This is a genomic window from Phocaeicola abscessus CCUG 55929 (genome assembly GCF_000312445.1).
GTDB classification, from domain to species: Bacteria; Bacteroidota; Bacteroidia; order Bacteroidales; family Bacteroidaceae; genus Phocaeicola; species Phocaeicola abscessus.
Genome location: NZ_HE997182.1, coordinates 548,988 through 573,709 on the forward strand (window position 1 = coordinate 548,988; position 24,722 = coordinate 573,709).

Annotated in this window: 15 protein-coding genes; 14 read left to right on the plus strand and 1 reads right to left on the minus strand. The window is 45.5% G+C overall.

Going from position 1 to position 24,722, the window contains the following annotated elements:
* Positions 1 to 8 precede the first annotated feature (8 nt).
* From BN102_RS02220 to secDF, 3 genes are all read left to right on the plus strand, one after another.
* Positions 9 to 686 carry a rhomboid family intramembrane serine protease gene (locus BN102_RS02220; protein ID WP_019207434.1) on the plus strand — a complete coding sequence of 226 codons (678 nt, stop codon included), beginning with the start codon at positions 9 to 11 and terminating at the stop codon, positions 684 to 686.
* On the plus strand, positions 667 to 1,560 hold the full coding sequence (locus BN102_RS02225; RefSeq protein ID WP_019207435.1) for a rhomboid family protein: 894 nt from the start codon (positions 667 to 669) through the stop codon (positions 1,558 to 1,560). The genes BN102_RS02220 and BN102_RS02225 overlap by 20 nt, the downstream gene beginning before the upstream one ends.
* A gap of 177 nt (positions 1,561 to 1,737) precedes the next feature.
* Positions 1,738 to 4,743, plus strand: coding sequence for a protein translocase subunit SecDF (secDF, locus tag BN102_RS02230; RefSeq protein WP_036786945.1), 3,006 nt, complete (start codon positions 1,738 to 1,740; stop codon positions 4,741 to 4,743).
* Between the two features lie 167 nt (positions 4,744 to 4,910).
* Here the strand turns inward: secDF and BN102_RS02235 are convergent, their stop codons facing one another.
* Positions 4,911 to 5,870, minus strand: coding sequence for an NAD-dependent epimerase/dehydratase family protein (locus BN102_RS02235; protein WP_019207437.1), 960 nt, complete (start codon positions 5,868 to 5,870; stop codon positions 4,911 to 4,913).
* Positions 5,871 to 6,036: 166 nt separating this feature from the next.
* Between BN102_RS02235 and kbl the strand changes: the two genes are divergently transcribed.
* The 11 genes from kbl to BN102_RS02290 all read left to right on the plus strand — a co-directional run bounded on the left by kbl (position 6,037) and on the right by BN102_RS02290 (position 24,593).
* The gene (kbl, locus tag BN102_RS02240; protein WP_019207438.1) at positions 6,037 to 7,227 is read left to right on the plus strand and encodes a glycine C-acetyltransferase; all 1,191 of its coding nucleotides are present in this window, start codon (positions 6,037 to 6,039) and stop codon (positions 7,225 to 7,227) included.
* A 448-nt stretch (positions 7,228 to 7,675) separates the two neighbouring features.
* Positions 7,676 to 8,539 carry a hypothetical protein gene (locus BN102_RS02245; protein ID WP_019207439.1) on the plus strand — a complete coding sequence of 288 codons (864 nt, stop codon included), beginning with the start codon at positions 7,676 to 7,678 and terminating at the stop codon, positions 8,537 to 8,539.
* A gap of 39 nt (positions 8,540 to 8,578) precedes the next feature.
* Positions 8,579 to 9,388: a glycoside hydrolase family 78 protein gene (locus tag BN102_RS02250; RefSeq protein ID WP_198006536.1), complete on the plus strand. Its 810-nt coding sequence runs from the start codon at positions 8,579 to 8,581 to the stop codon at positions 9,386 to 9,388.
* Positions 9,389 to 9,400: 12 nt separating this feature from the next.
* Positions 9,401 to 11,797, plus strand: coding sequence for an alpha-L-rhamnosidase-related protein (locus BN102_RS02255; RefSeq protein ID WP_019207441.1), 2,397 nt, complete (start codon positions 9,401 to 9,403; stop codon positions 11,795 to 11,797).
* 3 nt (positions 11,798 to 11,800) lie between these two features.
* A complete protein-coding gene (locus BN102_RS02260; protein ID WP_021311779.1) occupies positions 11,801 to 12,676 on the plus strand; it encodes an alpha/beta hydrolase in 876 nt (291 codons plus the stop codon).
* Positions 12,677 to 12,988: 312 nt separating this feature from the next.
* Positions 12,989 to 13,621: an RNA polymerase sigma factor gene (locus BN102_RS02265; protein ID WP_019207443.1), complete on the plus strand. Its 633-nt coding sequence runs from the start codon at positions 12,989 to 12,991 to the stop codon at positions 13,619 to 13,621.
* A gap of 56 nt (positions 13,622 to 13,677) precedes the next feature.
* Positions 13,678 to 14,757, plus strand: a complete 1,080-nt coding sequence (locus tag BN102_RS02270; protein ID WP_019207444.1) for a FecR family protein — start codon at positions 13,678 to 13,680, stop codon at positions 14,755 to 14,757.
* A gap of 114 nt (positions 14,758 to 14,871) precedes the next feature.
* Positions 14,872 to 18,267, plus strand: a complete 3,396-nt coding sequence (locus BN102_RS02275; RefSeq protein ID WP_019207445.1) for a TonB-dependent receptor — start codon at positions 14,872 to 14,874, stop codon at positions 18,265 to 18,267.
* A gap of 13 nt (positions 18,268 to 18,280) precedes the next feature.
* Positions 18,281 to 19,981, plus strand: coding sequence for a RagB/SusD family nutrient uptake outer membrane protein (locus BN102_RS02280; RefSeq protein ID WP_021311798.1), 1,701 nt, complete (start codon positions 18,281 to 18,283; stop codon positions 19,979 to 19,981).
* Between the two features lie 76 nt (positions 19,982 to 20,057).
* Positions 20,058 to 22,535: a hypothetical protein gene (locus tag BN102_RS02285; RefSeq protein WP_019207447.1), complete on the plus strand. Its 2,478-nt coding sequence runs from the start codon at positions 20,058 to 20,060 to the stop codon at positions 22,533 to 22,535.
* Between the two features lie 177 nt (positions 22,536 to 22,712).
* The gene (locus tag BN102_RS02290; protein WP_036786946.1) at positions 22,713 to 24,593 is read left to right on the plus strand and encodes an FAD-dependent oxidoreductase; all 1,881 of its coding nucleotides are present in this window, start codon (positions 22,713 to 22,715) and stop codon (positions 24,591 to 24,593) included.
* Positions 24,594 to 24,722 lie beyond the last annotated feature (129 nt).

A 24,722-nucleotide genomic window follows, 5' to 3' on the forward strand; every position in this document is an offset into this window, starting at 1 on the left:
TTTGCGTGATGAATAATTTACCTCCAGTAACTAAAAATCTGCTGATCGTTAACGTACTCTGCTTTCTCGGAATGATCGTTTTGAGGAAGTACGGTATCGATTTGACCGAATATGTCGGATTGCACTTTTTCATGGCTTCGCATTTCAATCCGGTTCAGATTGTCACGTATATGTTCATGCATGCTAATTTTGAACACATACTTTTCAATATGTTCGCGCTTTGGATGTTTGGGAGAACGCTCGAGGCCGTATGGGGGCAGAAGCGTTTTCTGCTTTACTATATACTTTGCGGAGTAGGGGCGGCTTTGATTCAGGAGTTGGTGCAATATATGGAATACGCATTCGTCTTGTCTAATTATCAGGCTGTCGCCGTAGGTTCCACCCATATTCCTATGGGGGAATACTTGAATATGATGAACACTATCGGAGCTTCAGGCGCTATTTATGGTATTTTAATGGGGTTCGGAATGCTGTTTCCAAACGCCGAATTGTTCATTATCCCCATCCCTTTTCCTGTCAAGGCAAAATATTTCGTTTTCGGCTATATCGTGTTGGAATTGTTCCTCGGTATTTTTATGACCAGCGACGGAGTTGCGCATTTTGCTCATTTGGGAGGAATGATTTTCGGTTTTATATTAATAAGGTATTGGAGAAAAAAAGGTCAGATTGGGCGATATAATTTCTGATATACGGAATCGGTATAAGCGTGCAGACATCCATCTGAGGTTTATTTATGTGAATACGGGCGTCTTTTTCATGACAGCCCTTGTTGGGATATTGTTGCTGCTTTTCAATCGGAGTAGTGAGTCCATTTTTCGCTGGTTAGATCTGCCCTCTTCCGTATCGCAATTCTGCCATCAGCCGTGGTCGTTGATCACCTATATGTTTATGCACGCCGACTTGATACATCTACTGTTCAATATGCTGTGGTTGTATTTTTTCGGGCGTTTGTTTCTAATTTTCTTTTCCGCAAGACATTTGCGTGGATTATATTTTTTAGGAGGTATTTGCGGCGGACTCCTTTACATCTTGGCGTATAATGTCTTTCCTTATTTTACCGATTTTGTCAACAGTTCTTATCTCTTGGGCGCTTCGGCTTCCGTTTTGGCTATTTCTATAGCCGTTGCCGTCAAAGCGCCGGAATATAAGATAAATTTCCTGTTTGTGGGTGCTGTTCGATTGAAATATGTGGCTTCGGTAATGATTGTGACCGATTTGCTGATGATCACTTCGGGAAATGCCGGCGGACATATTTCTCATTTGGGAGGAGCTTTGGGGGGATGGCTCTTTGCTTCTTCCTTGACGAAAGGTCATGATGTGACGTCGTGGATTAATAAAGCGATTGATTTTTGTATTGGGAATAGGACTCTTTTTTACAGGCGCCGAAAATCCAAGATGAAAACTTATTACGGAAAACATCGGCAGGATTACGAGTATAATATCCGTAAAAAAGAGCAAAGCGATGAAATAGACCGGATCTTGGACAAATTAAAACAGTCCGGGTATGATCACTTGACGACGGAAGAAAAGAAACGCCTGTTTGATGCTGGTAAAAAATGAAATGCAATAAGGCTGATTATCTGAATGCCAGATAAGAAAGATAATTACCGACCTTTTTCTCCCCCTCAAAATTAAATATTTGCGTTTTATACCTTTTGAATGTGAAAAAAAAACTATATTTGCAACCTTGATAACGAGAACAAATTAAAAATTAAAATAATAAATTTCTAAAGTAACATGCAAAATAAAGGACTTGTAAAGTTTTTAGCTATAGCTTTGACCTTGGTTTGTCTCTTTTATCTGTCGTTTTCATTCGTGACCCGTTATCACATGAATAAAGCGGCTCAGGATCCTCAAGGTGAACAGCATTATTTGGACTCAATGCAGAGCAAGAAAGTCTATCTGGGCTATACGCTGAAAAAATGTCGGGAGATGGAAATCGGTCTGGGCTTGGATTTGAAAGGCGGTATGAACGTTATTCTTGAAGTCTCGGTGCCAGATGTGGTGAAGGCTTTAGCCGATCATAAATCGGATGAGGCTTTCAATCGGGCAGTGAGCACTGCATCCAAGCAATCCATTACCAGCCAAGACGATTTCATCACCTTGTTCATCCGCGAATATAAACGATTGGCCCCGAATGCTAAGCTGGCCGAGCTGTTTGCTACGCAGCAGTTAAAGGATAAAGTCAATACACGTAGTACGGATGCGGAAGTGGAAAAGGTTTTGCGCGAAGAAGTAAAGTCGGCTATCGACAATTCTTTCAACGTATTGCGTACCCGTATCGATCGATTCGGCGTCGTGCAGCCTAATATTCAGAATCTGGAAGGGAGCATGGGGCGTATCATGGTGGAATTGCCCGGTATCAAAGAACCGGAACGGGTGAGGAAATTGTTGCAAGGTTCTGCCAATCTGGAATTCTGGGAAACCTATTACCCCAGCGAAGTATATCCTTATTTGACCGCCCTCGACAGTCGTTTGCACGACGTACTTGCGAACGGAAGCGCTGCAGGAACCGATTCGACCGCTGTGGAAGAGGCTGCGGCTCCTGCATCGACGGACAGTTTATCGAACATATTGAGAGGCCAGTCTGCCACGGATAAGGAAACGTTGGAGCAAATGAAAAAAGAACATCCCTTGACGGCGATTCTGCAATTGAATAACCAGCAGGGAGGCGCTATTGCCGCTTATGCCGATTACAAAGATACGGCGACGATCAACGGTTATCTTCACTCCAAAGAAGCTCAGGCCATCCTGCCCAAGGATCTCAGTCTGAAGTGGGGGGTTAGTGCTGCCGACTGGGATAAGAGCGAGCGAATTTTCGAACTCTACGCCATCAAAGTGACGGAGCGTAACGGACGTGCTCCGATGGAGGGCGATGTGATTACCGATGCGCACGATGCTTACGACCAACATAGTCGTCCTTCCGTGAGTATGACGATGAACAATGACGGTTCTCGCCGTTGGGCGCAGCTGACGAAGAATAATATCAACCGTTCCATCGCCATCGTTTTGGACGGTTACGTATACAGTGCTCCGAATGTAATGAATGAGATTAACGGCGGGAGTTCAGAAATTACCGGCAGTTTTACCGTCGAACAGACGAAAGACTTGGCGAACGTTCTGAAGTCGGGCAAAATGCCGGCTCCTGCGCGCATTGTTCAGGAGGATATCGTCGGGCCGTCTTTAGGACAGGAATCCATCAACCAAGGTATCATGTCGTTTGTGGTGGCTCTGATCTTGCTGATGATTTACATGTGCGCGATGTATGGAATCATTCCGGGCATGGTGGCTAACGGCGCTTTGCTCTTCAACTTCTTCTTTACTTTAGGCATCCTGACTTCTTTCCAAGCGGCCTTGACGATGTCGGGTATCGCCGGTATGGTGTTGTCGTTGGGAATGGCTGTCGATGCGAACGTACTGATCTACGAACGCACGAAAGAGGAGATGCGAGCGGGTAAGAGCGTGAAGGCGGCTTTGGCTGCAGGTTATTCGAATGCGTTCTCGGCGATTTTCGACTCCAATTTCACCTCTATCATGACGGGTTTTATCTTGTTCAACTTCGGAACCGGTCCTATTCGCGGGTTTGCTACAACACTGATTATCGGCATCCTTTGTTCCTTCTTCACGGCTGTATTTCTGACGCGGGTAGTCTATGAATATTTTATGAATAAGGACAAGTGGTTGAATTTGACATTTACCACAAGCCTATCGAAGAACTTGATGCAGAATGCGAAGTATAAGTTCATGGGTATCTGGAAACGTTCTTCCCTAGTTTTCGGTACTCTTATCGGTGTCAGCGCCGTTTCGTTTGCCGTGCGCGGCTTGTCGCAGAGCATCGACTTTACCGGCGGTCGTAATTTCGTCGTTCAGTTCGAAGAACAGGTGGAACCGGAAGCGGTTCGTTCGTTGTTGTCGCAGAACGATTCGATTCAAGTGGCGGGGGCTAATGTGCAGGCTATCGCTTTGGGCACCGATCACAAGACGATTCGTATTTCTACGAATTATCGTATCAATGACGATTCGCCGACCATCGATTCGGAGATAGAACGTTTCTTGTACGATGCCTTGTCGCAAGGCAAATTGTTGGAAGAAGGCACCTCGTATGAAACTTTCATCGATCGCGATAATCGGGCTGGAGGCTCTATCATCAGTTCCCAGAAGGTAGGGCCGAGTATTGCGGAGGATATTAAGACTTCGGCTATTTGGTCGGTCGTATTGGCCTTGATTGCCATCGGTTTATATATTTTGTTGCGTTTCCGCGATATTTCGTTCAGTATTGGCGCTACCATCGCCTTGTGTGTCGATACTTTCCTGATTATCGGCGCGTACTCGTTGTGCTACGGGTGGGCTCCGTTCTCGTTGGAGATAGATCAGACGTTTATCGGGGCTATTCTGACGGCTATCGGTTATTCGATCAATGATAAGGTGGTCGTATTCGATCGTATCCGCGAGAATTTTCAACTGTATCCCAAGCGTGATCATTTTGCATTATTCAATGATTCCTTGAATCAAACATTGGCTCGTACCATTAATACGTCGGTAAGCACCTTGATTGTGTTGTTATGCATCTTCCTTTTAGGTGGCGAAAGCATTCGAAGTTTCGCATTCGCCATGATTCTCGGAGTTATTGTCGGCACTTGTTCTTCGCTGTTCGTCGCAGCTCCTACAGCTTACTTGGTGATAGGCAAACGCATGCCGAAAGGCACGGCTCCGGAAGTGAAACCGGTGGAGGCCAAAGGGTAATCGGCTTGATATTATTAGAGATGGAGAGAAGCTGTGTCAAAATGAAAGTTTTGGCGCAGCTTCTCTCATATTTATAGCGGTCGGTGCGAAATTTTTTATTCCGTCGTTGCCGTCGGTCGACGTGTTGATGGGGACAACTCCTTTCAGACGGGCTGTGGGGTGTCTCTTTATTTCTTTGCAAATTTGATTTTCAACTTCGTCAGCATGTCTTTGGTCATCGCATCTAAATCGTATTCCGGTTTCCAATCCCATTCCTGCCGGGCACAGGTATCGTCCATTTTGTTGGGCCACGACTCGGCGATGTGCTGGCGGAGCGGATCTACCTCGTACGTCATTTCGAAATGCGGAACGTATTCTTTTATTTTACGATAGATGATTTCGGGATCGAAGCTCATGGATGCGATATTGAACGAATTGCGGTGAATCAATCGGGCAGGATCGGCTTCCATGATTTCAATAGCTGCGCGGAGCGCGTCGGGCATGTACATCATATCCATGTAAGTGCCTTTTTTAATAGGACAGGCGAATTTTTTTTCCTGAGCGGCGTAATAGTATATGTCAACGGCGTAGTCGGTAGTGCCACCTCCCGGAGGAGTGACGTAGGAGATCAATCCGGGGAAACGCACGGAGCGCGTATCCACGCCGAATTTATGGAAGTAATAATTACTTAACAATTCACCGGTAACCTTGGTTACGCCGTACATCGTTTGGGGTTGTTGGATGGTGTCCTGCGGAGTGCCGTCCTTGGGGGAGTTATCGCCGAACGAGCCGATGGAACTGGGCGTAAACACCGCGCACCTTAATTCGCGCGCCACTTCCAATACATCCATTAGGCCGCCTATGCCGATCTTCCATGCTAACTGCGGCTTGGCTTCCGCCACAGCCGATAGTAGAGCGGCTAAATTATAGATGGTATCAATCCGGTATTGCTTGACGGCGTCTGCTATCTGTTGAGGATTGGTAATATCCACGATCATGGAAGGACCGGATTCGGCTAATTCGCCTTTCGGTTCCGCTCCGGGGATATATCCCGCTACGATGCTTCCTCCTTTATAAATACCTCGCAGCGTCATTGTCAACTCTGAGCCAATCTGGCCGGTAGAACCGATGATTAATACATTTTTCATTCTAATGAAGATTTTTGAAAAATCATTTTGTCACAAAGATAGGCACTTTATGCATGATTAATGATTTTTTAGGGCTAATTTTTCTTTATTATCGGAAAAATTTTAGAACTTTGTCAATGCCAACTTTATGCAAAGCATATTGTGAAACCCTATAAATTTTTAGATTATGTATGGTAAGATGAAAGAGTTCCTTACGAAGGAGCTGGCCGATATTAAGGCCGCCGGATTATATAAGGAGGAACGTATTATCACTACGGCGCAACGTGCCGATATTGAAGTAAAACCAGGTAAAGAAGTGCTTAATTTCTGTGCGAACAATTATTTAGGTCTTTCAGATAACTCTCGTTTGGTTAATGCGGCTACGGAGACCATGAAGAGCCACGGATACGGTATGTCGTCTGTCCGCTTTATCTGCGGTACGCAGGATATCCACAAAGAATTGGAAAGGGTTATTTCGGATTACTTCCGTACGGAGGATGCCATTCTCTACGGTTCTTGCTTCGATGCTAACGGCGGGTTATTTGATGGAATCCTTTCGGAAGAGGACGCTATCATTTCCGATGCCTTGAACCACGCTTCGATTATTGACGGTGTGCGCCTTTGCAAGGCGAAACGCTATCGATATGCCAATGCGGATATGAAAGAATTAGAGGATTGTTTGAAAGCGGCTCAAACTCAACGCTTTCGTCTGATTGCCACGGACGGCGTGTTCTCGATGGATGGAAATGTCGCTCCGATGGATAAGATATGTGCTTTGGCCGAAAAATATGATGCTATGGTCATGGTCGACGAATCGCATTCTGCCGGCGTGGTCGGCCCGTCAGGTCGCGGCGTGGCAGAACAGTTTGAACTTTATGGGAAGATCGACGTGTTTACCGGTACGCTCGGTAAATCGTTCGGCGGCGCTATGGGCGGCTTCACCACGGGGCGTAAGGAAATCATCGACATGTTACGTCAACGTTCTCGTCCGTATTTGTTTTCCAATTCCGTCGCTCCGGGCATTGTCGGGGCAAGCATCGAGATGTTCCGGCTGTTGAAAGAGAGTGATGACTTGCATACGAAGTTGATGAGCAATGTCCGTTATTTCCGGGATAAGATGCTGGCGGCTGGTTTCGATATCAAGCCTACTCAAAGCGCTATTTGCGCCGTGATGCTTTATGATGCGAAACTGTCGCAGGAATTTGCGGCTAAGATGCAAGAAGAGGGTATCTATGTGACCGGCTTTTATTATCCGGTAGTTCCGAAGGGAGAAGCTCGCATCCGCGTTCAGCTCTCGGCAGGTCATGAAACCGCACATTTAGATAAAGCCATTGCCGCTTTTATCAAAGTTGGGAAGGCATTGAAAGTTATTGCATAGTCATTGTTGACATACGCGAAAGGATCGTGCCAAAAATCCATTTTGACACAACTTCGTTATAAAGGATCGTACTTCGCTTTAAGGAGGCTATTGCGAAGTGAGGAGAGATATACATGAATTTTAACCCAAGAAATAACTGCTGACGGATCAAGGGAAATTCCTTTCTCGCCGAACCACTCGGCAACGCCTAAAACGGATTTTTGCCTCCGTCGATTGGGTCGGCAGCGATGCGAATGAATGAAAAGTATGAAGCTTAAAGCTCCAATCGTAGCTTTTAAGACAGGAAGGAATACACTCATTGCAGGGGCTCTATCTCGTTTTTCTCCATCCGTGAGGATAGAAATATAAGGGTTGATTGTACCTGCTTTTGAAGAAACTTTTTTAAGACTCTAAAGTTGCCGATCGAATATTTTTATTAAATTCGCCCTCAACTTGAGGGCTTGATATAATGATGAAACTGATTGCCGATAGCGGCGCAACGAAAACCGATTGGGCGTGCATCACGAATGATCGTAGATGCATCCGCTTCTCGAGCGCTGGCTATAATCCGAACTATATAACTGCGGACTGGATCGTAGAGGATATAACGTCTGCTTTTCCTTCAGATTTGAATCTTGATGAAATCTGTGAAGTTTTTTTCTATGGGGCGGGCATAACGAAACTGCTGGAACCCTTTATGAAATCGGCTTTGCAGCAGGCCTTTCCTAAAGCGACGAAGATATCGGCTGCGACCGATTTGATCGGTGCTTCTCGCGCGTTGCTGGGCGATCGTTCTGGCTTTGCGGCTATTCTCGGAACAGGGATGAACAGTGGCATCTATGATGGGAAGGAGATTGCTTTCAGAGTCGGATCGCTGGGGTTTATTTTAGGGGACGAGGGAAGCGGAGCTTATTTGGGAAAACTCTTGATTCGCGACTTTATGCGGCATCGTATGTCGGACAGGGTTTATGAGATAGTGAAAGACCGTATTCGAATGACCGACGACCAATTGATAGATCAGATTTATAAAAAACCTATGCCTAATCGCTTTTGCGCTCAGTTCGGTCCTTTCATTAAAGAGAATTTGCATAGGGACGATTACTTCTACCGGTTGGTGAGGAATTCTTTTACGGCAATGTTCGAGAAGATCATTTTCCATTATCCCGCTTATGAGAAGTATGAATTCAACAGTGTCGGTTCTATTGCCTATTGTTTCAGGGATATCCTTGCGGAAACGGCTCATGCGTACCAGATGCGGATGGGAATCATCTTGCGCTATCCTTTAGACGGGCTGATAACCTATCATAATGAATCTTTGCACCGTGAGGAATGAGGAGAGTATACAGGTAAGATGAAATTTATAGATCAAAAAATGATCTTTTTGTTGGCGCTTTGCATAGGTTACTCCTTTGCCTTTGCAGAAACGATAAAGATCGGTCGGTTAACTTGTGAAAATACGGAGTATCCGATGTGTGTGGATGCTGCCGCTCCTTTGTTCGGCTGGCAATGTACTTCCGATATTTGGGGAGACTGGCAAACCGTTTATCTGATGATGGTAAGCGATAATAAAGAGGATAGGGAAACCGATAAGGGCAATGTATGGAACAGCGGATTGATAAAATCGGATCGAAGCGATAACATCGTGTATAAGAAAAAGAAACTGCATTCTGCAACTCGTTATTATTGGAAAGTCTGCATTTGGAACTCAAAGGGGGAGTCCTCCGCTTGGAGCGAGATCGCTTGCTTCGAAACAGGCCTTTTGAATGAAAAGGATTGGAAAGCCCTATGGGTAGGCGACGATTTCGCCTCACCTGCCAAAGAAGATTTTTACGAAGATGATCCGGCTCCTGTACTCCGTAAGACTTGTCGGGTGGAGAAAGCCATTGTTCCTGCCAGACTTTATATTACCGGTTTGGGATATTATGAAGTTCCCATCAACGGCCGGAGAGTGAGCGACAGAGTCTTGGTTCCGGGATGGACTGATTATAAACAGACTGTTTTATACGATGGGTACGATGTCACTGAGTGGATTGCGAAAGGGAAAACCGCCACCTTGAATGCTGTCCGTATGACGGAAGCCCATCCGGGAGTGTTTGTCTATGATTTTGGGCAGAATTTCGTGGAGATGGTTCGTTTGAAGGTGAACGCTTTTCACGGAACTGCGATCTTTGTAACTTCTTAAAGTATCTATACCATGAAAAGAATTAACTTATTCGTCTTGACCCTCTTCCTCGTTTGGGGAACGCATGCTGAGACGGAACGGCGAGCGAAAACGGCGGAACCCAATCCGGAACTTCTGGAAAAGAAATGGGATGCGAGGTGGATCGCCTATCCCGGAGTCTCCCTTTACGATTACGGAGTATATCATTTTCGAAAGATCTTTCGGATCAAAGATCTTCCGGTGACCTATGTCATCAATGTGTCGGCGGATAATCGTTACCGGCTCTTCGTGAACGGAACGCCGGTTTGTTACGGACCGGCCCGTGGAGATTTGAGTCATTGGTATTTCGAAACGGTTGATATCGCTCCCTTGCTAAAAGAAGGAGATAATGTGCTCGCCGCTTTGGTTTGGAATATGAGCTCCTATGCTCCTGGCGCTCAAATGATGCTTATGACGGGCTTCATCCTGCAAGGGAACTCGGAAAGGGAAAGAGAGGTGAATACCGATTGCAGTTGGAAGGTTTGTCGGGATTTGGCATATGCTCCTTCTCCCGAAAAAAGACAGGATGTAGGTTGCGCGGACATCGTAAAAGGAGGTCAATACCCGTGGGGATGGGAAATGCAAAGTTTTGATGATACCGCTTGGGCAAGCCCGGTACTGTTGAGAAGAGGGCAGCCTTACGGATTAGGCACCGGTTATGATTGGATGCTTTGCCGCCGCGATATTCCCTTGATGGAAGATACGCTGTTGAGGATGAAGGCGATCAGGCGGACGGAAGGAATGACGGTGCCGCAAGCTTTCTTGCAGGGAAAGGCTCCCTTGACGATTCCCGCCAATAAGAAAGTGTCCGTATTGATCGACCAGACTTTCCTGACTAACGCTTATCCAGAGCTGAAAGTATCCGGAGGGAAAGACAGCGAAATACGGGTGCGATACGGCGAGGCTTTGTTTAACGATAAAGGAAAGGCCCACCGGAATGATATAGCGGGTAGGAAGATTACGGGATTCACCGATATTTTCTATCCGGATGGAGGGAACGACAGACTGTTCCGTACCTTGTGGTTCCGCTGTTACCGTTACGTGCAATTGGATATCGAGACGAAAGAACAACCCTTGACGATACAGGACCTTTACGGCATGTATACGGCTTATCCCTTTGAAGAGGTCGGTAGTTTCAGCAGCGACGATCCAGAACTGTCAAAAATCTGGACAGTAGGTTGGCGGACCGCCCGACTTTGTGCAAACGAAACTTATTTCGACTGTCCGTATTACGAACAGTTGCAATACGTGGGCGATACGCGCATTCAGGCATTGATCTCTCTTTACGTAAGCGGCGACGACCGACTCATGAGAAAAGCTATCAGGATGTTCGACTACTCGCGTACGTACGAGGGGATTACGGCCAGTCGTTATCCCAGTCGCGTTCCCCAGTATATACCGCCTTTTTCATTGTATTGGATCAACATGGTGCACGATTATTGGATGTATCGTGACGATCCTGATTTCATAAAGTCGTGCATGCCCGGTGTCAAGACGATATTGGCCTGGTTTGTCGATAAAATAGAGCCGGCCACGGGCGTACTCGGCCGCTTGCCGCATTGGAATTTTATCGACTGGCCGGTACAGTGGCCCTGGGATAACGAATACCCTTTGGGAGGAACGCACCGGGCAACCCTGACGGGAGGATCAGCTATCGTTACCTTACAGCTGGCCTATGCCATCCGAGATGCCGTCGACCTGTTGAAAGAATGCGGGGAAAAGGAGTTGGCAACCTACTATGAACATCTCGGAATATCCTTAGGTCAACATGTATGGAACGATTGTTGGAATGAGGGAAAGCAATTGCTGACTGACGACTTGCAGGGCTCTAGCTATAGTCAGCATGTGAATATCATGGGTATTCTTTCGGATGCCGTGCCGAAGGAGAAACAAGTCGACCTCTTCAATCGGTTGGCTACGGACCCTTCGCTTATTCAGGCTACGTTCTATTACCGGTTCTATCTGTTCAGAGCTTTGAAAAAGGTGGGGTTGGCGGATCGATATGTCTCCATGCTCCAGCCGTGGAAAGATATGATAGGTATCGGTTTGACCACTTTTGCGGAGAATCCCGAGCCTACGCGTTCGGATTGTCACGCTTGGAGTGCCAGTCCGTTAATTGATTTTCTGGCGACTGTTTGCGGTGTGGAACCGGCCGAACCTGGTTTCAAATCGGTGAAGATAGAGCCCCATCTGGGAACTTTACAACGCGTGAAGGGCAATGTTCCTCATCCGAATGGTATTATTTCCGTCTCTCTAGAGCAAAAAGGGAAGAGGCTGAAAGGGGAATTGACGTTGCCGCCCGATCTGGTAGGTACGTTCAAATGGCGCGACAATGAAATGACATTGACTGCAGGCGTGAATAAAATAGATGTCACAGATAAACATAAATAAAGAATGAAAAATTTACAATTGCTGAAGAAAACGTTATTGTTCGGTTTCTTTTTTATCACGGGATGGCCTGCAATGGCGCAAAGCACGTCTGTGAAACCGATCCGTATTGACTTGTGGCAAAACGGACTGCCCAATTCGAACGGAAGAGAAGTGCAAGGGTACGATGATGCCGAACGGAACTACAAGCCCTGTATAGCCGTCTACCTCCCCGAAAAAACGAAGATGCCAACCAAGGCGGTTGTCGTTTGCCCGGGGGGCGGTTACGGAGTGCTTTGCGATGACTATGAAGGATTCGAGTGGGTCGACTTTTTTCTTACACAGGAAGTGGCCGCCGTCATATTGAAATATCGTCTTCCCTACGGACATCCGGAGGTACCGCAGTCCGACGTGTACGAAACCATCCGCCTAATCAGGGAACACGCCGAGGAATGGAACGTCGACCCTCATGCCATTGGAGTGATGGGTTTTTCGGCCGGCGGACATTTGGCTTCGACGGTGGCTACCCATGCCCGGGCGGATGTCTTGCCCGATTTCCAGATACTGATGTATCCGGTCATCTCCTCCGATGCGAAACTCGCACACGCAGGTTCCTTTGAAAATCTGTTAGGTAAGCGTGCTTCCAAGGAACAATTGGAATATTACAGCAACGATTTGCAGGTGAAGGATAATACCCCGCGAGCTTTCATCGCCTTGTCGGATGACGATTCGCTGGTCAATCCGCTGAATTCCACGTATTATTACCATGCGTTGAAAAAGCATCGCATTCCGGCCGCCCTTCATATCTATTCGGAGGGCGAACACGGTTGGGGTATGCATGAACATTTCAGGTATCACCTTCAGATGCTGTCCGATTTGGGAGCGTGGTTGAGATCGTTCTGAGAGCGTTGGAAGCCGGCTGTCTACGGTATTTCTCCGTTCCTCTCAGATCGTCTTCGATATATACGCGATCCGTCGCCATTTTTCGAGAAGCTTGCACCGACTTTTACAAGGAGCGAAACCGAATGTGTCGGGACTCGTTGCGGCTTAACGGGAGTAAAACCGAAGGGTTTGGCGCTTGCAACTTCTGGCCTCTTAAAAGATACGGGTTTGTCGGATGCGAACGAAAAAGAATCCTGTACTTTGTTGTTTTGTCATGTGCTTTTTGCAAATCTTTTCTATCTTTGTCATGAACATGGAATTTTAATTTGTTTTATGAAAGATCGAGCACTCGATAAAGCGTTGAATTCCTTGTCTTTGTTCAAACGGCTGATACAAGGCGACAGACATGCGCTTGAACTACTTTATAAGGAAAATTACGACCTCTTGTTGAATTACGGATTGAAGTGCAATCCGGATAAAGACTTCGTGGAAGATTGCATACAAGATCTTTTCATCGACTTATTTCAAAATTCGCACATCCGCATGGAGCGTCTCGTCTCGGTCAGGGCGTATCTGTTGAAAGCTTTGAGAAACAATCTCGCTTATAAGACGATTGCGATTAATAAGCAAAGCGTTTTGGAAGATTTTGAGTTCAATGTGCCTATCGACGAGGACTTGTTCGACTATATGTTTCCCAAAGATGACGAAGAGATGCGGTTAGGCCGCCAGTTAGTCGAGGCAATTTCAAAATTATCCTCCAAACAAAAAGCGGTTCTTTATCTGCGGTATGTAAAAGGATTCGCTCATAGTGAAATCGCTGAAGCGCTGAATATCCATGTCCAATCCTCCATGAATCTGTCGAATCGCGCTTTGACAAAACTTCGCGACATCTTAGGGGGTGCGGAAGGCGATGCTTTTCCCGTCCGTTTATTAATCCTCATGTTTTTAAAAATCTTTTTGAAATAGTCGAAAAAAATGAGTAGGTTTTTCTTTTGTCCCCATTATAATATAAAAGGGAATAGATGAAAAACCAGATATCATATCTTCGTGAAACAATCGCCCGGCTTATTGCGTATTATCGAAAACAGGAAACCCTTTCTACGCAGGCGGAACGGGAAAGAATATGGTTTTTAATCGATAGAGGTATCGACAGAAAGATCCGACGACGGCGATTGCGTCGTCTCGCAGCAGTGATGACAGCGGCGGCTGTTATTGTCGGTTGTATATGGATCGTGAGCCGACAGAAATCGATAACGGAAAGAGAGAGAAAGCCGATCGATATCATGGAAATCGCTGCCCAAATGATCTGCAATACGACTTCGACGGACGAAATCCGATTGATCGTTTCGCCTACCGAAATGGTTCCTGTCGATAAGGGAGCGGTCGTTATCTATTCTCCGAATGGTATCAGCGTAAACGAAGAGAAGATAACGGAAAACGAAACTCGATCCGAAGAAATGGAATACGATCAAATACTCGTTCCGAAAGGAAAATATACCCGTCTGATTTTAGCCGACGGCTCGAGTATGTTTATCAATGCGGGAACGTCGGTGGTATTTCCGAAGAAGTTCAGGGAGGATAAACGGGAAATCTTTGTAGACGGCGAGGTATACTTGGATGTGATGCATGACGAACAGGCCCCTTTCGTCGTGAAAACGGTCGGCTTTGAGGTGCAGGTACAGGGAACGGCTTTCAACATCAATGCATACAGCAGCTCGTTAGAAATCAATGAAGTCGTGTTAGTTCGAGGGAAAGTAAATGTGAAGAGTAAATCCGGCAAGGAGCTTACTCTTTTGCCGAACAATAAAGCGAAGATTTACCATAGCGGCGAGATGGAGAAATCGAACGTGAATGCGGCAGATTACACTCTCTGGACGCAAGGCATTTTAAACCTACGGATCGCTCCGTTAAGTGCTATTTTAACGAAATTGAGTCGTTATTACGGAGTGGATATCACGTGCGAGAGCAATATCGCTGATATCGACATTGCCGGAAAAATCGATTTGAAATGCAGCGTGGATGAAGCCTTGAAAAGAATCTCGGCGACGGGTGGATTCCTCGTGTCAAAACGAGGAGATACGTATGGATTGAAAGCTAAATAGTATCTTCAATATACGTCTAACTTAAAAACCAATATGGCTTATGGAAACATAATTTCGTTCAATCGAATGTCGTACCGGATAATACGAATTCTCGTCCAGAAAAAGTAACAACCAATGAATTACATTTATCAACCTTATTATTTTATGGAAAACAAGTTAAAACAGATGAGCATTATTAGTCAACTGCTGAAAATAGTGCTTTTGGTAGGATTGTTGCTCTCCTCTACGGGAGGAATTGCTAAAGACTTCGTTTATGCACAGCAGCAAAAGTTCACTTTTGCCTTTGAGAAAGTTTCTATTAAATCGATATTCCAATATATCGAGGCACACAGTGAGTTTGTATTTCTCTATCGCAACGATTTGCTCGATACCTCCAAGGAAATCTCGATTAAGGCGGAGGAAGAGAGTATCGATCAGGTACTCGACCAAGTTCTCTCGGGAAGTTTCCTCATGTATAAGATCAACGATCGCCAGATCGTTTTGATGAGAGCTGAGAAAGAACTTGCCCCACAACAATCGACTAAAAAACCGGTGAAAGGAACAGTGACGGATGCTAACGGCGAACCGGTGGTCGGTGCCAATATTTTGGAAAAAGGCACCGCCAACGGAACCATTACCGATGTGGACGGTAGGTTTAGCTTGAATGTCGACGATAACGCTGTCTTAATCGTTTCTTATATAGGATATGAAACGAAAGAGGTCGGTGTCACCGGCGACAAGCCTGTCTCGGTCGAACTTCATGAAGATAGCGAAGCCTTGGATGAGGTGGTGGTAATCGGTTACGGTACGATAAAGAAGAAAGATTTGACAGGTGCGGTAGCTGCCATCAAAGGCGACGATTTGGCTTCCCGGAAAACGACTAATTTGTCAACGGCATTACAAGGTTCTACTGCTGGGATCACGGTAACCCGTACTAATAATGCTCCTGGCGCTACAGCAAGTAATATCTATGTTCGTGGGGTTACCACTATTAGCGACTCGAGTCCGCTGGTAATTGTCGATGGTGTTCCCGGCGATATTAATCAGGTCAGTCCTGATGATGTAGAAAGCGTGTCGGTCTTGAAAGATGCAGCATCCGCATCTATCTATGGCTCTCGTGCTGCTGCAGGTGTCATTTTAGTTACGACTAAACGTGCTAAGATCGATGAGGTTCGGATGAATTATAATTTCGAATACGGTATGGAGAAACCGACGACATTACCTGCCTATGTAGATGTGCAGCGTTATTTAGAAATGACCAATGAGCTTCGTTACAATGATAATAATGCTGGAGGGTGGTATCAGACTTATTCGGAGGAGCAGGTTAACAATTGGATAAAAAGGAGTAAGACTGATCCTGATAAATATCCGAATGTCGATTGGCGAAAACTGGTATTGAAAGATTCCGCGCCGCGTCAAACTCATTCTTTCAATGTGGCTGGCGGAAGTAAAGTGGTGCAGACGAAAGTGTCTTTGCGCTATGATAAAACGGATGGTCTTTATGCTAACAATAGTTTCGAACGGTATATGGTTCGTTCAAATAACGATATTAAGATCAATAAATTCTTGGAGGCGCATGCCGATATAAATCTGAAATTTTCTGATTATCGTACGCCCAATGCAAATCCATTGTATTATAACGTTCGTATGATTCCTCCTGTTTATGCCGATCATTGGTCGGACGGTCGTTACGGTGACGTGAAAGATGGCATGAATATTTTAGCGATGCTTCATGAAGGGGGGAATACCAAAAGCAAATATTATCGTGTCGGCGGGAAAGTAGCGTTAGACTTTAAACCTGTTGAAGGATTGAGGCTCTCTGCTGTTTTTTCACCGACCTATAATTTTACGAAGGTGAAGAAGTTTGTGAAAAAAATACCTTATACTTATGCTGATAATGCTAATGCTGTCAAGGGGTATGTACAAGGTTTCTATACCACCAGTCTATCGGAAACTCGTGATGATGATTATAATCTGACTACACAGTTTCTGGCCAACTATATAAAGACCTTTGGGGAGCATGATATTATCGCCATGATTGGATATGAAGATTTCTATCAAAAATGGGAATATTTAGGCGCGTCCCGTGATCAATACGAATTGACTAATTTCCCTTATTTAAATCTTGGCCCGGAAACGTATCGCGATAATAGCGGCAGTGCAACAGAATATGCGTATCGTTCCATATTCGGTCGGTTGACTTATAGTTTTGCTAACCGTTACTTGGTACAAGGTAATTTCCGTCGAGACGGTTCAAGTCGTTTCGCATCCGATAACCGTTGGGGTAACTTCCCTTCGTTTTCTGCAGGTTGGGTTATCAGTGAAGAACCGTTCTTTAAGAAGATGAATGCTGCTTGGTTTGATTTCTTAAAGCTGAGAGCTTCTTGGGGAACATTGGGTAATGAACGTATCGGTAGTTATTATCCTTATCAAGTAGCAATCGGTTTCAATAATGTTTTGTTATTGAACGGGGGGGATGTTTCTTCATTAACTGCTGCTGCTCAAGCAATCTATGCGGTGCGTAATATCACTTGGGAGACGACCGAATCTTGGAATATCGGTTTTGATGCGGCTTTTTTCAAAAACAGGTTAACGGTCGGTTTCGACTATTATAAAAAGATCACAAAAGATATGTTGCTTTCATTGGAAATCCCCAAATTTGTGGGTTACGATAATCCAAGCGTGAATACGGGTAAAATGAACACAAGAGGTTTTGATCTGCAAATCGGTTGGAATGATCGAGTGGGTGACTTCCATTATTCGATCGGTGCAAATTTATCGGACTTTGTCTCTAAAATGGGCGACTTAGGAGGCACTCAGTTCCTGGGTAGTCAAGTTAAAATGGAAGGCAGCGAATTCGATGAATGGTACGGTTATGTCAGCGATGGTCTCTTTCTTACGGAAGAGGATTTAGCTAACTCTCCCAAATTAAATAATAACATTAAGGTGGGCGATGTCAAATACAAAGATATCAGCGGGCCGGATGGCGTACCTGACGGGAAGATCTCTTCGGAATACGATCGGGTATTGCTAGGGGGGGCACTTCCTCGTTATACGTTTGGATTTAACTTCAACGGGACTTGGAAAGGATTTGATCTGTCTATTGTCTTACAAGGTGTAGGGAAGCAGAACGCTTTGAAGTCAAATATTATGACCCAAGGGTTAATGGAGAACTGGTTGACATTTCCCGATTTAATCGATGGTAAATATTGGAGTGTAAATAAAACGGATGTCGAAAATGCAAAGGCAAAGTATCCACGTTTGACTTATTCGAATGCGAATTCTAATTATGCAATGTCGGATTATTGGTTATTCAACGGTCGTTATTTACGCGTTAAAAATCTGACTTTAGGCTATACTTTTCCATCCGAATGGGCGAAGAAGATTTATATGGATGCGGTTCGTTTCTATGTTTCCGGCAATGATTTGTTCTGCTTGAGCAGTTATCCTGACGGATGGGATCCGGAAGTCAGTACTTCCGGCTATCCTATTACGAAATCTTTATTGTTTGGTATTTCTGTTAACTTTTAAATAGAGAAGACTCATGAAAAAAATGTATTTGTTTATAGGGACTTTTGCGGTTCTCACGTCGTGCCATGATTTGGATATGAATCCCCTGTCGAATGGTTCGACAGAAAACTGGTATTCTTCTGCAGAAGAAGTAAGAATGGCAGTGAATGATTTGTATAGAATGATATTCTGGCCTGAAGATGGGGAATGGCAAACTGACTGGTCGGATGATTATACTTATCGCGAAACTTTGACTTCTTTTGAAAATGCGACACTGAATGGACAAAACAGTAATGTTACGGAGCTTTGGAAGAATCAGTATAAAGCTATTGCGCGTGCTAATTCTATTATCCATAAATATCAACGGGCGATTGATAAAGGAGCCAATGCGGTTCTTGTCCGGCAATATGTAGCAGAAGCTCGTTTTCATCGTGCCTGTGCTTATTCTAAGTTGATACAGAGATTCGGCGACGTCCCTCTGGTTGAGGATGAAATTGATATTGAACAAGGTTTAGGAATGGGACGTACGGATAAAGCGACCGTGCTTAAGTTGATATATGATGATTTCGATAAGGCCGTCAGCACCCTTCCTGTTTCGTATAATGGTGAACAGCGTGCGACGAAAGGGGCTGCTTTGTCTATGAAAGCTCGTATCGCCCTTTATGAAAATGACTACTCGATGGCAGTAACTGCTGCTAAAGCCTGTATGGATTTGGGGGTATATTCATTAGAGTCGGATTATGCCAGATTGTTTTTGCAGAGTACCAAAAAATCGGACGAGTTCATTTTTATCGTTCCACGTTCTATTGAATATAATCAATACGTTGGTACGGGAGCGGTTCGTAATGATTTAATTCGTAATGCCGGCGGTTGGGCTGCAACCGACCCTTCGTGGGATTTACTGGCTTCTTATGAATGTATAGACGGCCTTCCTATTGATGAATCGCCCTTATTTGACTCTCATGATCCGTTTAAGAATCGAGACCCGCGTTTAGCAATGACTATTCAGCCTTTTGGAAAACCATTGATCGGGTATGAATACAATCCGCGTCCCGATGCCGTCTATGTAATGAACTATAATACTGGTACGCAGATTAAGAATAACGATTCTCGCGTGAATGCGCAGTACGCTTCGTTCAATGGACTGGTATGGTGTAAAGGCGTGGATGCTTCTTGGACAGAGAACGGGTATACCATTGAACCTCTTTCTATCGTAATGCGTTATGCAGATGTATTATTAATGTATGCGGAAGCTAAAATTGAATTGAATCAGATCGATGAAAGTGTTATCGATGCGATTAATACTGTCAAGGCAAGAGCGTATGGCGTCGGGAAATCGGCCGTCGACCGATATCCGGCTGTTGCCATTGCAGATCAGGCCCAAATGCGTGTGAAGTTACGTACTGAACGTCGGATGGAGTTTGCAAAAGAACATCGTAGATACACGGATATTATTCGTTGGAGAATTGCGAGGAGAGTGTATACACATAAGAATTACGGCATGCTTTATCCTTCTTCCATATTGCAAGAGAAGGTGGTGGATACGAATAATTGGTTCTGGCCATTTGCTCCAGACATTGACGAAGAGGGAATCCCCGATTTTACAAAGATGGAAGCGACGGGGCTTATTCAAGTGCTTTCCCAACGCCTTTGGGATGATCGCCAATATTTATGGCCCATTCCGACGTCTGAAATCCAAATTAATAAATATATGACTCCCAATCCGGGCTATTGAAATTATGTTTAAAAGTATTGATTCGGAAAGACGATGGCCTTTCTTTTTGCTGCAATAGGAAAATGGATATTTTAAAATGAAAAAGAATTTAATACTGCTTGCCGGGGCTTTAACGGCCCTTTCAACTTCCTGTTTTTCCGTGAAAGAGAAAACGATTCCTAAGTCTGTCTCCGGTATTTATCCTGTTTTGGCACATTATAATGATGAGAATGAATGTGGTACGGGCGCCGTGGTTCCTTGGGCAAATAGGTTATGGGTAGTCACGTATGGTCCTCATTGTCCGACGGGTTCCTCTGACAAACTCTATGAAATAGCTTCCGATATGACGCAGAATATTCGGAAGGAAAGTATAGGCGGTACGCCTGCCAACCGAATGATCCATAAAGAGAGCAACCAATTGTTTATAGGCCCGTATGCCGTTGATGCAAAAGGAAAAGTTAGAACGATATCTTATGATATTATGCCTGGGCGCCCGACAGGGAATGCTCGCGATTTATTTGATCCCGCGAATAAAATACTTTTGGCGACGATGGAAGAAGGATTTTATCAGATAGATGTCCATTCCTTGGAAGTAAAAGAACTTTATCCGGATGGAAACGGATTAAAGCGAAAGGCAAAGGATACGGATGCTGGGCCAATTAATGAACTGTTGCCTGGCGTTCATGGGAAAGGTTTCTACTCGGGGCAAGGTGTTGCAGTCTTTGCAAATAATGGAGAAGGAACCCAGGAAGCTTTGCAAAAATTTGATATTGAAGCAGGAGTATTAGCAGAGTGGAACGGAAAGGATTGGAAAGTTATTCGGCGTAATCAATTTACTGAAATAACAGGTCCCGGCGGTATTTATGGAAATGCTGATCCTGCGACAGATCCCATCTGGGCGGTTGGATGGGATTATAAATCTTTGATCTTAGGCGTCCGCCAGGTTCAGGAAGGCTGGTCTTTCTATCGATTGCCCAAAGCAAGCCATAGCTATGACGGAGCTCATGGCTGGAATACGGAATGGCCGAGGATACGCCATATTGGAACAGAGACAGAATCGAATTATCTGATGACCATGCATGGCATGTTCTGGAAATTTCCAGGAACGTTTACTGCCGACCATAGCGCCGGTATTCGTCCAGGAAGCGCTTATCTGAAAGTAATAGGTGATTTCGCCCGTTGGAATAATCAGCTTGTTTTCGGTAGTGACGATTCGGCCAAGAGTGAATTTTTGAATAAGCGCAAGGCAAAAGGTAATGTCGAAGCTACGGGGCAATCGAATTCGAATATATGGTTCACTTCTTTGACCGAACCTTATGAATTGGGACCGGTTACTGCGGAAGGAGCCGTATGGGCTAAGGAGACGATAAAGGCCAATGAATATTCTGAACCTTTCTTATTTGCCGGATGGAAGAGACGATGCGTATGGATAAAAAATGAAGGAGATATTCCTGTGACTTATACTTTCGAAATAGATGAGAAAGGGAATAATCAATGGAAAGAATTAAAAATGCTTTCCGTGGATGGAGGAAAATCCGTTTTCGTCCCCTTTGATAATCGTGAAAGAGGAGAATGGATTCGGGTTAAGATCGATAAGACTGCGATGACCACTGTCAGTTTCTCATATGCTGCGGAAGATAACAGACCGATTGCCTCTAATGAGATCTTTATGGGTTTATCGCCTGTTTCTTCAAAAAGCGCGATGGGTGGGCTATTATATAGTTTGGGTGATAATCGCCGTGCCCTTGGCCTTTTGTCCAACAGGAGTGTAGCCGATGAATTTATGGAAACAGGTTATTATGAAATGAATGATACCTTGCAGTTAGTGAAAAAGAACGATGCCGGAACCGCGGAATTCATTCGTACGAAAATGGCTATTCCTCAGCAGGTGATTACTGTTGATAAAGGCTCTGTATTGATTGTAGACGATTCGAATCGTAGATGGAGACTGCCGTTAGGGAATGAAGACTATAAAGCTTTAACTGATCGGGGATTACTTCGTATCTGTCGGGAAGTAGCGACCGAACGCGACTTATTCAGTTGTATGGGTACTTTCTATGAATTGCCGGCAGAAAACGCCGATGGTTATGCTAAGATTCGTCCGATTTCGTCACATAATTTCCGTATCAATGATTATGGTTCTTATCGAGGGATGTTATTGATGACCGGCGTTGATCCGAGAGCAGGTAAGGAGAATCCTCATATCATTGTCTCTGACGATGGAAAAGCTGCGGTATGGGCCGGTGTAATTGATGATTTGTGGAAATTAGGTAAACCTGTTGGATATGGCGGACCATGGATACAGGCTGCAGTCAAGAGAGGAGAGATCTCCGATCCTTATCTGATGGCCTTTTATGATAAGAAAGAGTTGACATTGACAGTAGAAGGAAAGAATGCGAATATCACGATAGAAGTCGATCCCACAGGTAATGGCGACTGGATGGAATATATGACTTTACCTGCGGAAAGAAACAAAGCTTGCCATTATCGATTCCCCGATTCGTTCCAGGCAAGATGGATTCGCTTCAAGGTTGATACGGATGCGATTGTCACTACCCTTTTGGAGTATCAATAAATTAATTGTAGTAAATGGGTACACCGTATGATGTCGTATTTTTTGCCCCCGATTCTTTCCCAGGAAAGATCAATATCTCTTTTCGGAAAAAGGTGCCGGAGGACTTGGATTTAAAGACGGATAATGTATATATTAGCAGTTTCGTATGAAATCTTTATTCATTTAATCCAAAAGAATATGGGAAGAATTTTATTCTCGCTTTTGCTTTTTGCCGCACATATTGGAGAGATGAGAGCGGCGGATCTTTTCGTGGAAACGGAGAGTTTCAGCCATAAAGGGGGCTGGGTAGTGGATCAGCAATTTATGGATTTGATGGGCTCGCCGTACCTGTTGGCCCATGGCTTGGGAATTCCCGTAGCGGATGCCACTACCGAAGTGGTATTTCCGGAGGCAGGGAAGTATTGGGCGTATGTCCGTACCTATAATTGGACTTCCCCATGGAACAAGGGGGAGGGGCCGGGTAAATTCACGTTGTATGTCGGTGATCAAAAGACGGTCTCTCCTTTAGGAGCTGCAGGTACGGCCTGGGGATGGCAAGCAGCGGGGGAAGTGACGGTAAAGGAGGTGAAGACTGTGCTTCGATTGCACGACTTGACCGGTTTCGACGGGCGTTGCGACGCTATCTACTTTTCGACGGAAAAAGAGGTCGTTCCTCCTTCGGACATTCATGCTTTGGAAGCTTTTCGACGGAAAAAGTTGAATGGGCCGAACGTGCCGGTTGTCCTCGAGGGATATGACTTGGTCGTTGTCGGTGCAGGCATTGCGGGGATGAGCGCGGCCGTATCGGCTGCTCGTCTGGGTTGTAAAGTCGCTCTGATCCATGACCGACCGGTTCTCGGAGGGAATAACAGTTCGGAAATTCGGGTTCATCTGGGCGGACGGATCCATGCTGGAAAATATAAAGAGTTGGGGAATCTGCAAAAAGAGTTCGGCCCGTCGAAGGGAGGCAATGCCCAACCCGCAGCGATGTATGAAGACCAGAAGAAGATGGATTGGCTGAAAAAAGAAAAAAACGTCACGCTCTTTGCCAACTATCGCGTGATCAGAGTAAAGAAAGAGGGTACGGACATCGCTTCCGTCATAGCCAGACAGATAGAAACCGGCGAGGAATTGGAATTCAGGTCTCCGTTATTTTCGGATTGTACCGGCGACGGAACGGTCGGATATTTAGCCGGTGCGGATTACCGCATGGGCAGAGAAGGGAAGCGTGATTTCAATGAAAAGATAGCACCGGACGAACCGGATCAGATGACGATGGGTTCCTCCGTTCAATGGTATTCGACGGATAGCGGGCAATCATGCGGATTCCCGGAGTTCAGTTACGGAGTGGATTTCGATGAGCACAACTGCGAAAAGGTAATGATGGGAGAATGGACTTGGGAGACGGGAATGAACCTCGATCAGATTACGGACTTCGAACGTATTCGCGACTATGGCATGCTGGTCGTTTATTCGAACTGGAGCTTTCTGAAGAATCATTGGAGAGAGAACGGCCCGTACCGGAATCGCAAGTTGGAGTGGGTCGCTTATGTGGCGGGAAAACGGGAATCGAGGCGACTGATGGGCGACTATATCCTCAAAGAAGACGATTTGATGAAGAATATCTCTCATGAGGATGCGTCGTTTGCCGCCACATGGAGCATCGACCTCCATAGTCCCGACCCGGACAATGCGGCAAAGTTCTCCGATGCGTTCAAAACCGTGACGAAGCATCAGGTGATTCATCATTACGCCGTACCTTATCGCTGCCTCTATTCCCGTAATGTACCTAATCTGTTTATGGCCGGCCGCAATATCAGCGTCACTCATGTGGCCTTAGGTACCGTCCGCGTGATGCGTACGACGGGGATGATGGGGGAAGTCGTCGGTATGGCCGCATCCATCTGCAAGGAACATGAAACCACTCCCCGCGGCGTGTATCTGCATTATTTGGAGGAGCTGAAAAAGTTGATGAGCAGAGGAGTAGGTGACAGGGACCTGCCCAATAATCAGACGTATAACGAAGGCGGTTCTTTGGGCGAATGGCCGGAGAATGAGTCGGCAAACATTTTGCCGTGACCGGAAAGTGGATGCGGATGGCGCGCACTTCTCCAAGCCTTTCGGAATACTCCGAAGCGGAAAAATAAATTGTTCCGACACAGCCGCTGGCCGGGGAGGCACAGCCTACACAGAAAACGAGTTCGAAAG

Bases quoted from the DNA above. Each gene is read 5' to 3' on its own strand.
- BN102_RS02275 (WP_019207445.1), top strand. From the start codon at position 14,872: ATGAATTACATTTATCAACCTTATTATTTTATGGAAAACAAGTTAAAA.
- BN102_RS02290 (WP_036786946.1), top strand. From the start codon at position 22,713: ATGGGAAGAATTTTATTCTCGCTTTTGCTTTTTGCCGCACATATTGGA.
- BN102_RS02265 (WP_019207443.1), top strand. From the start codon at position 12,989: ATGAAAGATCGAGCACTCGATAAAGCGTTGAATTCCTTGTCTTTGTTC.
- BN102_RS02280 (WP_021311798.1), top strand. From the start codon at position 18,281: ATGAAAAAAATGTATTTGTTTATAGGGACTTTTGCGGTTCTCACGTCG.
- kbl (WP_019207438.1), top strand. From the start codon at position 6,037: ATGTATGGTAAGATGAAAGAGTTCCTTACGAAGGAGCTGGCCGATATT.
- secDF (WP_036786945.1), top strand. From the start codon at position 1,738: ATGCAAAATAAAGGACTTGTAAAGTTTTTAGCTATAGCTTTGACCTTG.
- BN102_RS02220 (WP_019207434.1), top strand. From the start codon at position 9: ATGAATAATTTACCTCCAGTAACTAAAAATCTGCTGATCGTTAACGTA.
- BN102_RS02285 (WP_019207447.1), top strand. From the start codon at position 20,058: ATGAAAAAGAATTTAATACTGCTTGCCGGGGCTTTAACGGCCCTTTCA.
- BN102_RS02270 (WP_019207444.1), top strand. From the start codon at position 13,678: ATGAAAAACCAGATATCATATCTTCGTGAAACAATCGCCCGGCTTATT.
- BN102_RS02245 (WP_019207439.1), top strand. From the start codon at position 7,676: ATGATGAAACTGATTGCCGATAGCGGCGCAACGAAAACCGATTGGGCG.
- BN102_RS02260 (WP_021311779.1), top strand. From the start codon at position 11,801: ATGAAAAATTTACAATTGCTGAAGAAAACGTTATTGTTCGGTTTCTTT.
- BN102_RS02255 (WP_019207441.1), top strand. From the start codon at position 9,401: ATGAAAAGAATTAACTTATTCGTCTTGACCCTCTTCCTCGTTTGGGGA.
- BN102_RS02250 (WP_198006536.1), top strand. From the start codon at position 8,579: ATGATCTTTTTGTTGGCGCTTTGCATAGGTTACTCCTTTGCCTTTGCA.
- BN102_RS02235 (WP_019207437.1), bottom strand. From the start codon at position 5,870: ATGAAAAATGTATTAATCATCGGTTCTACCGGCCAGATTGGCTCAGAG.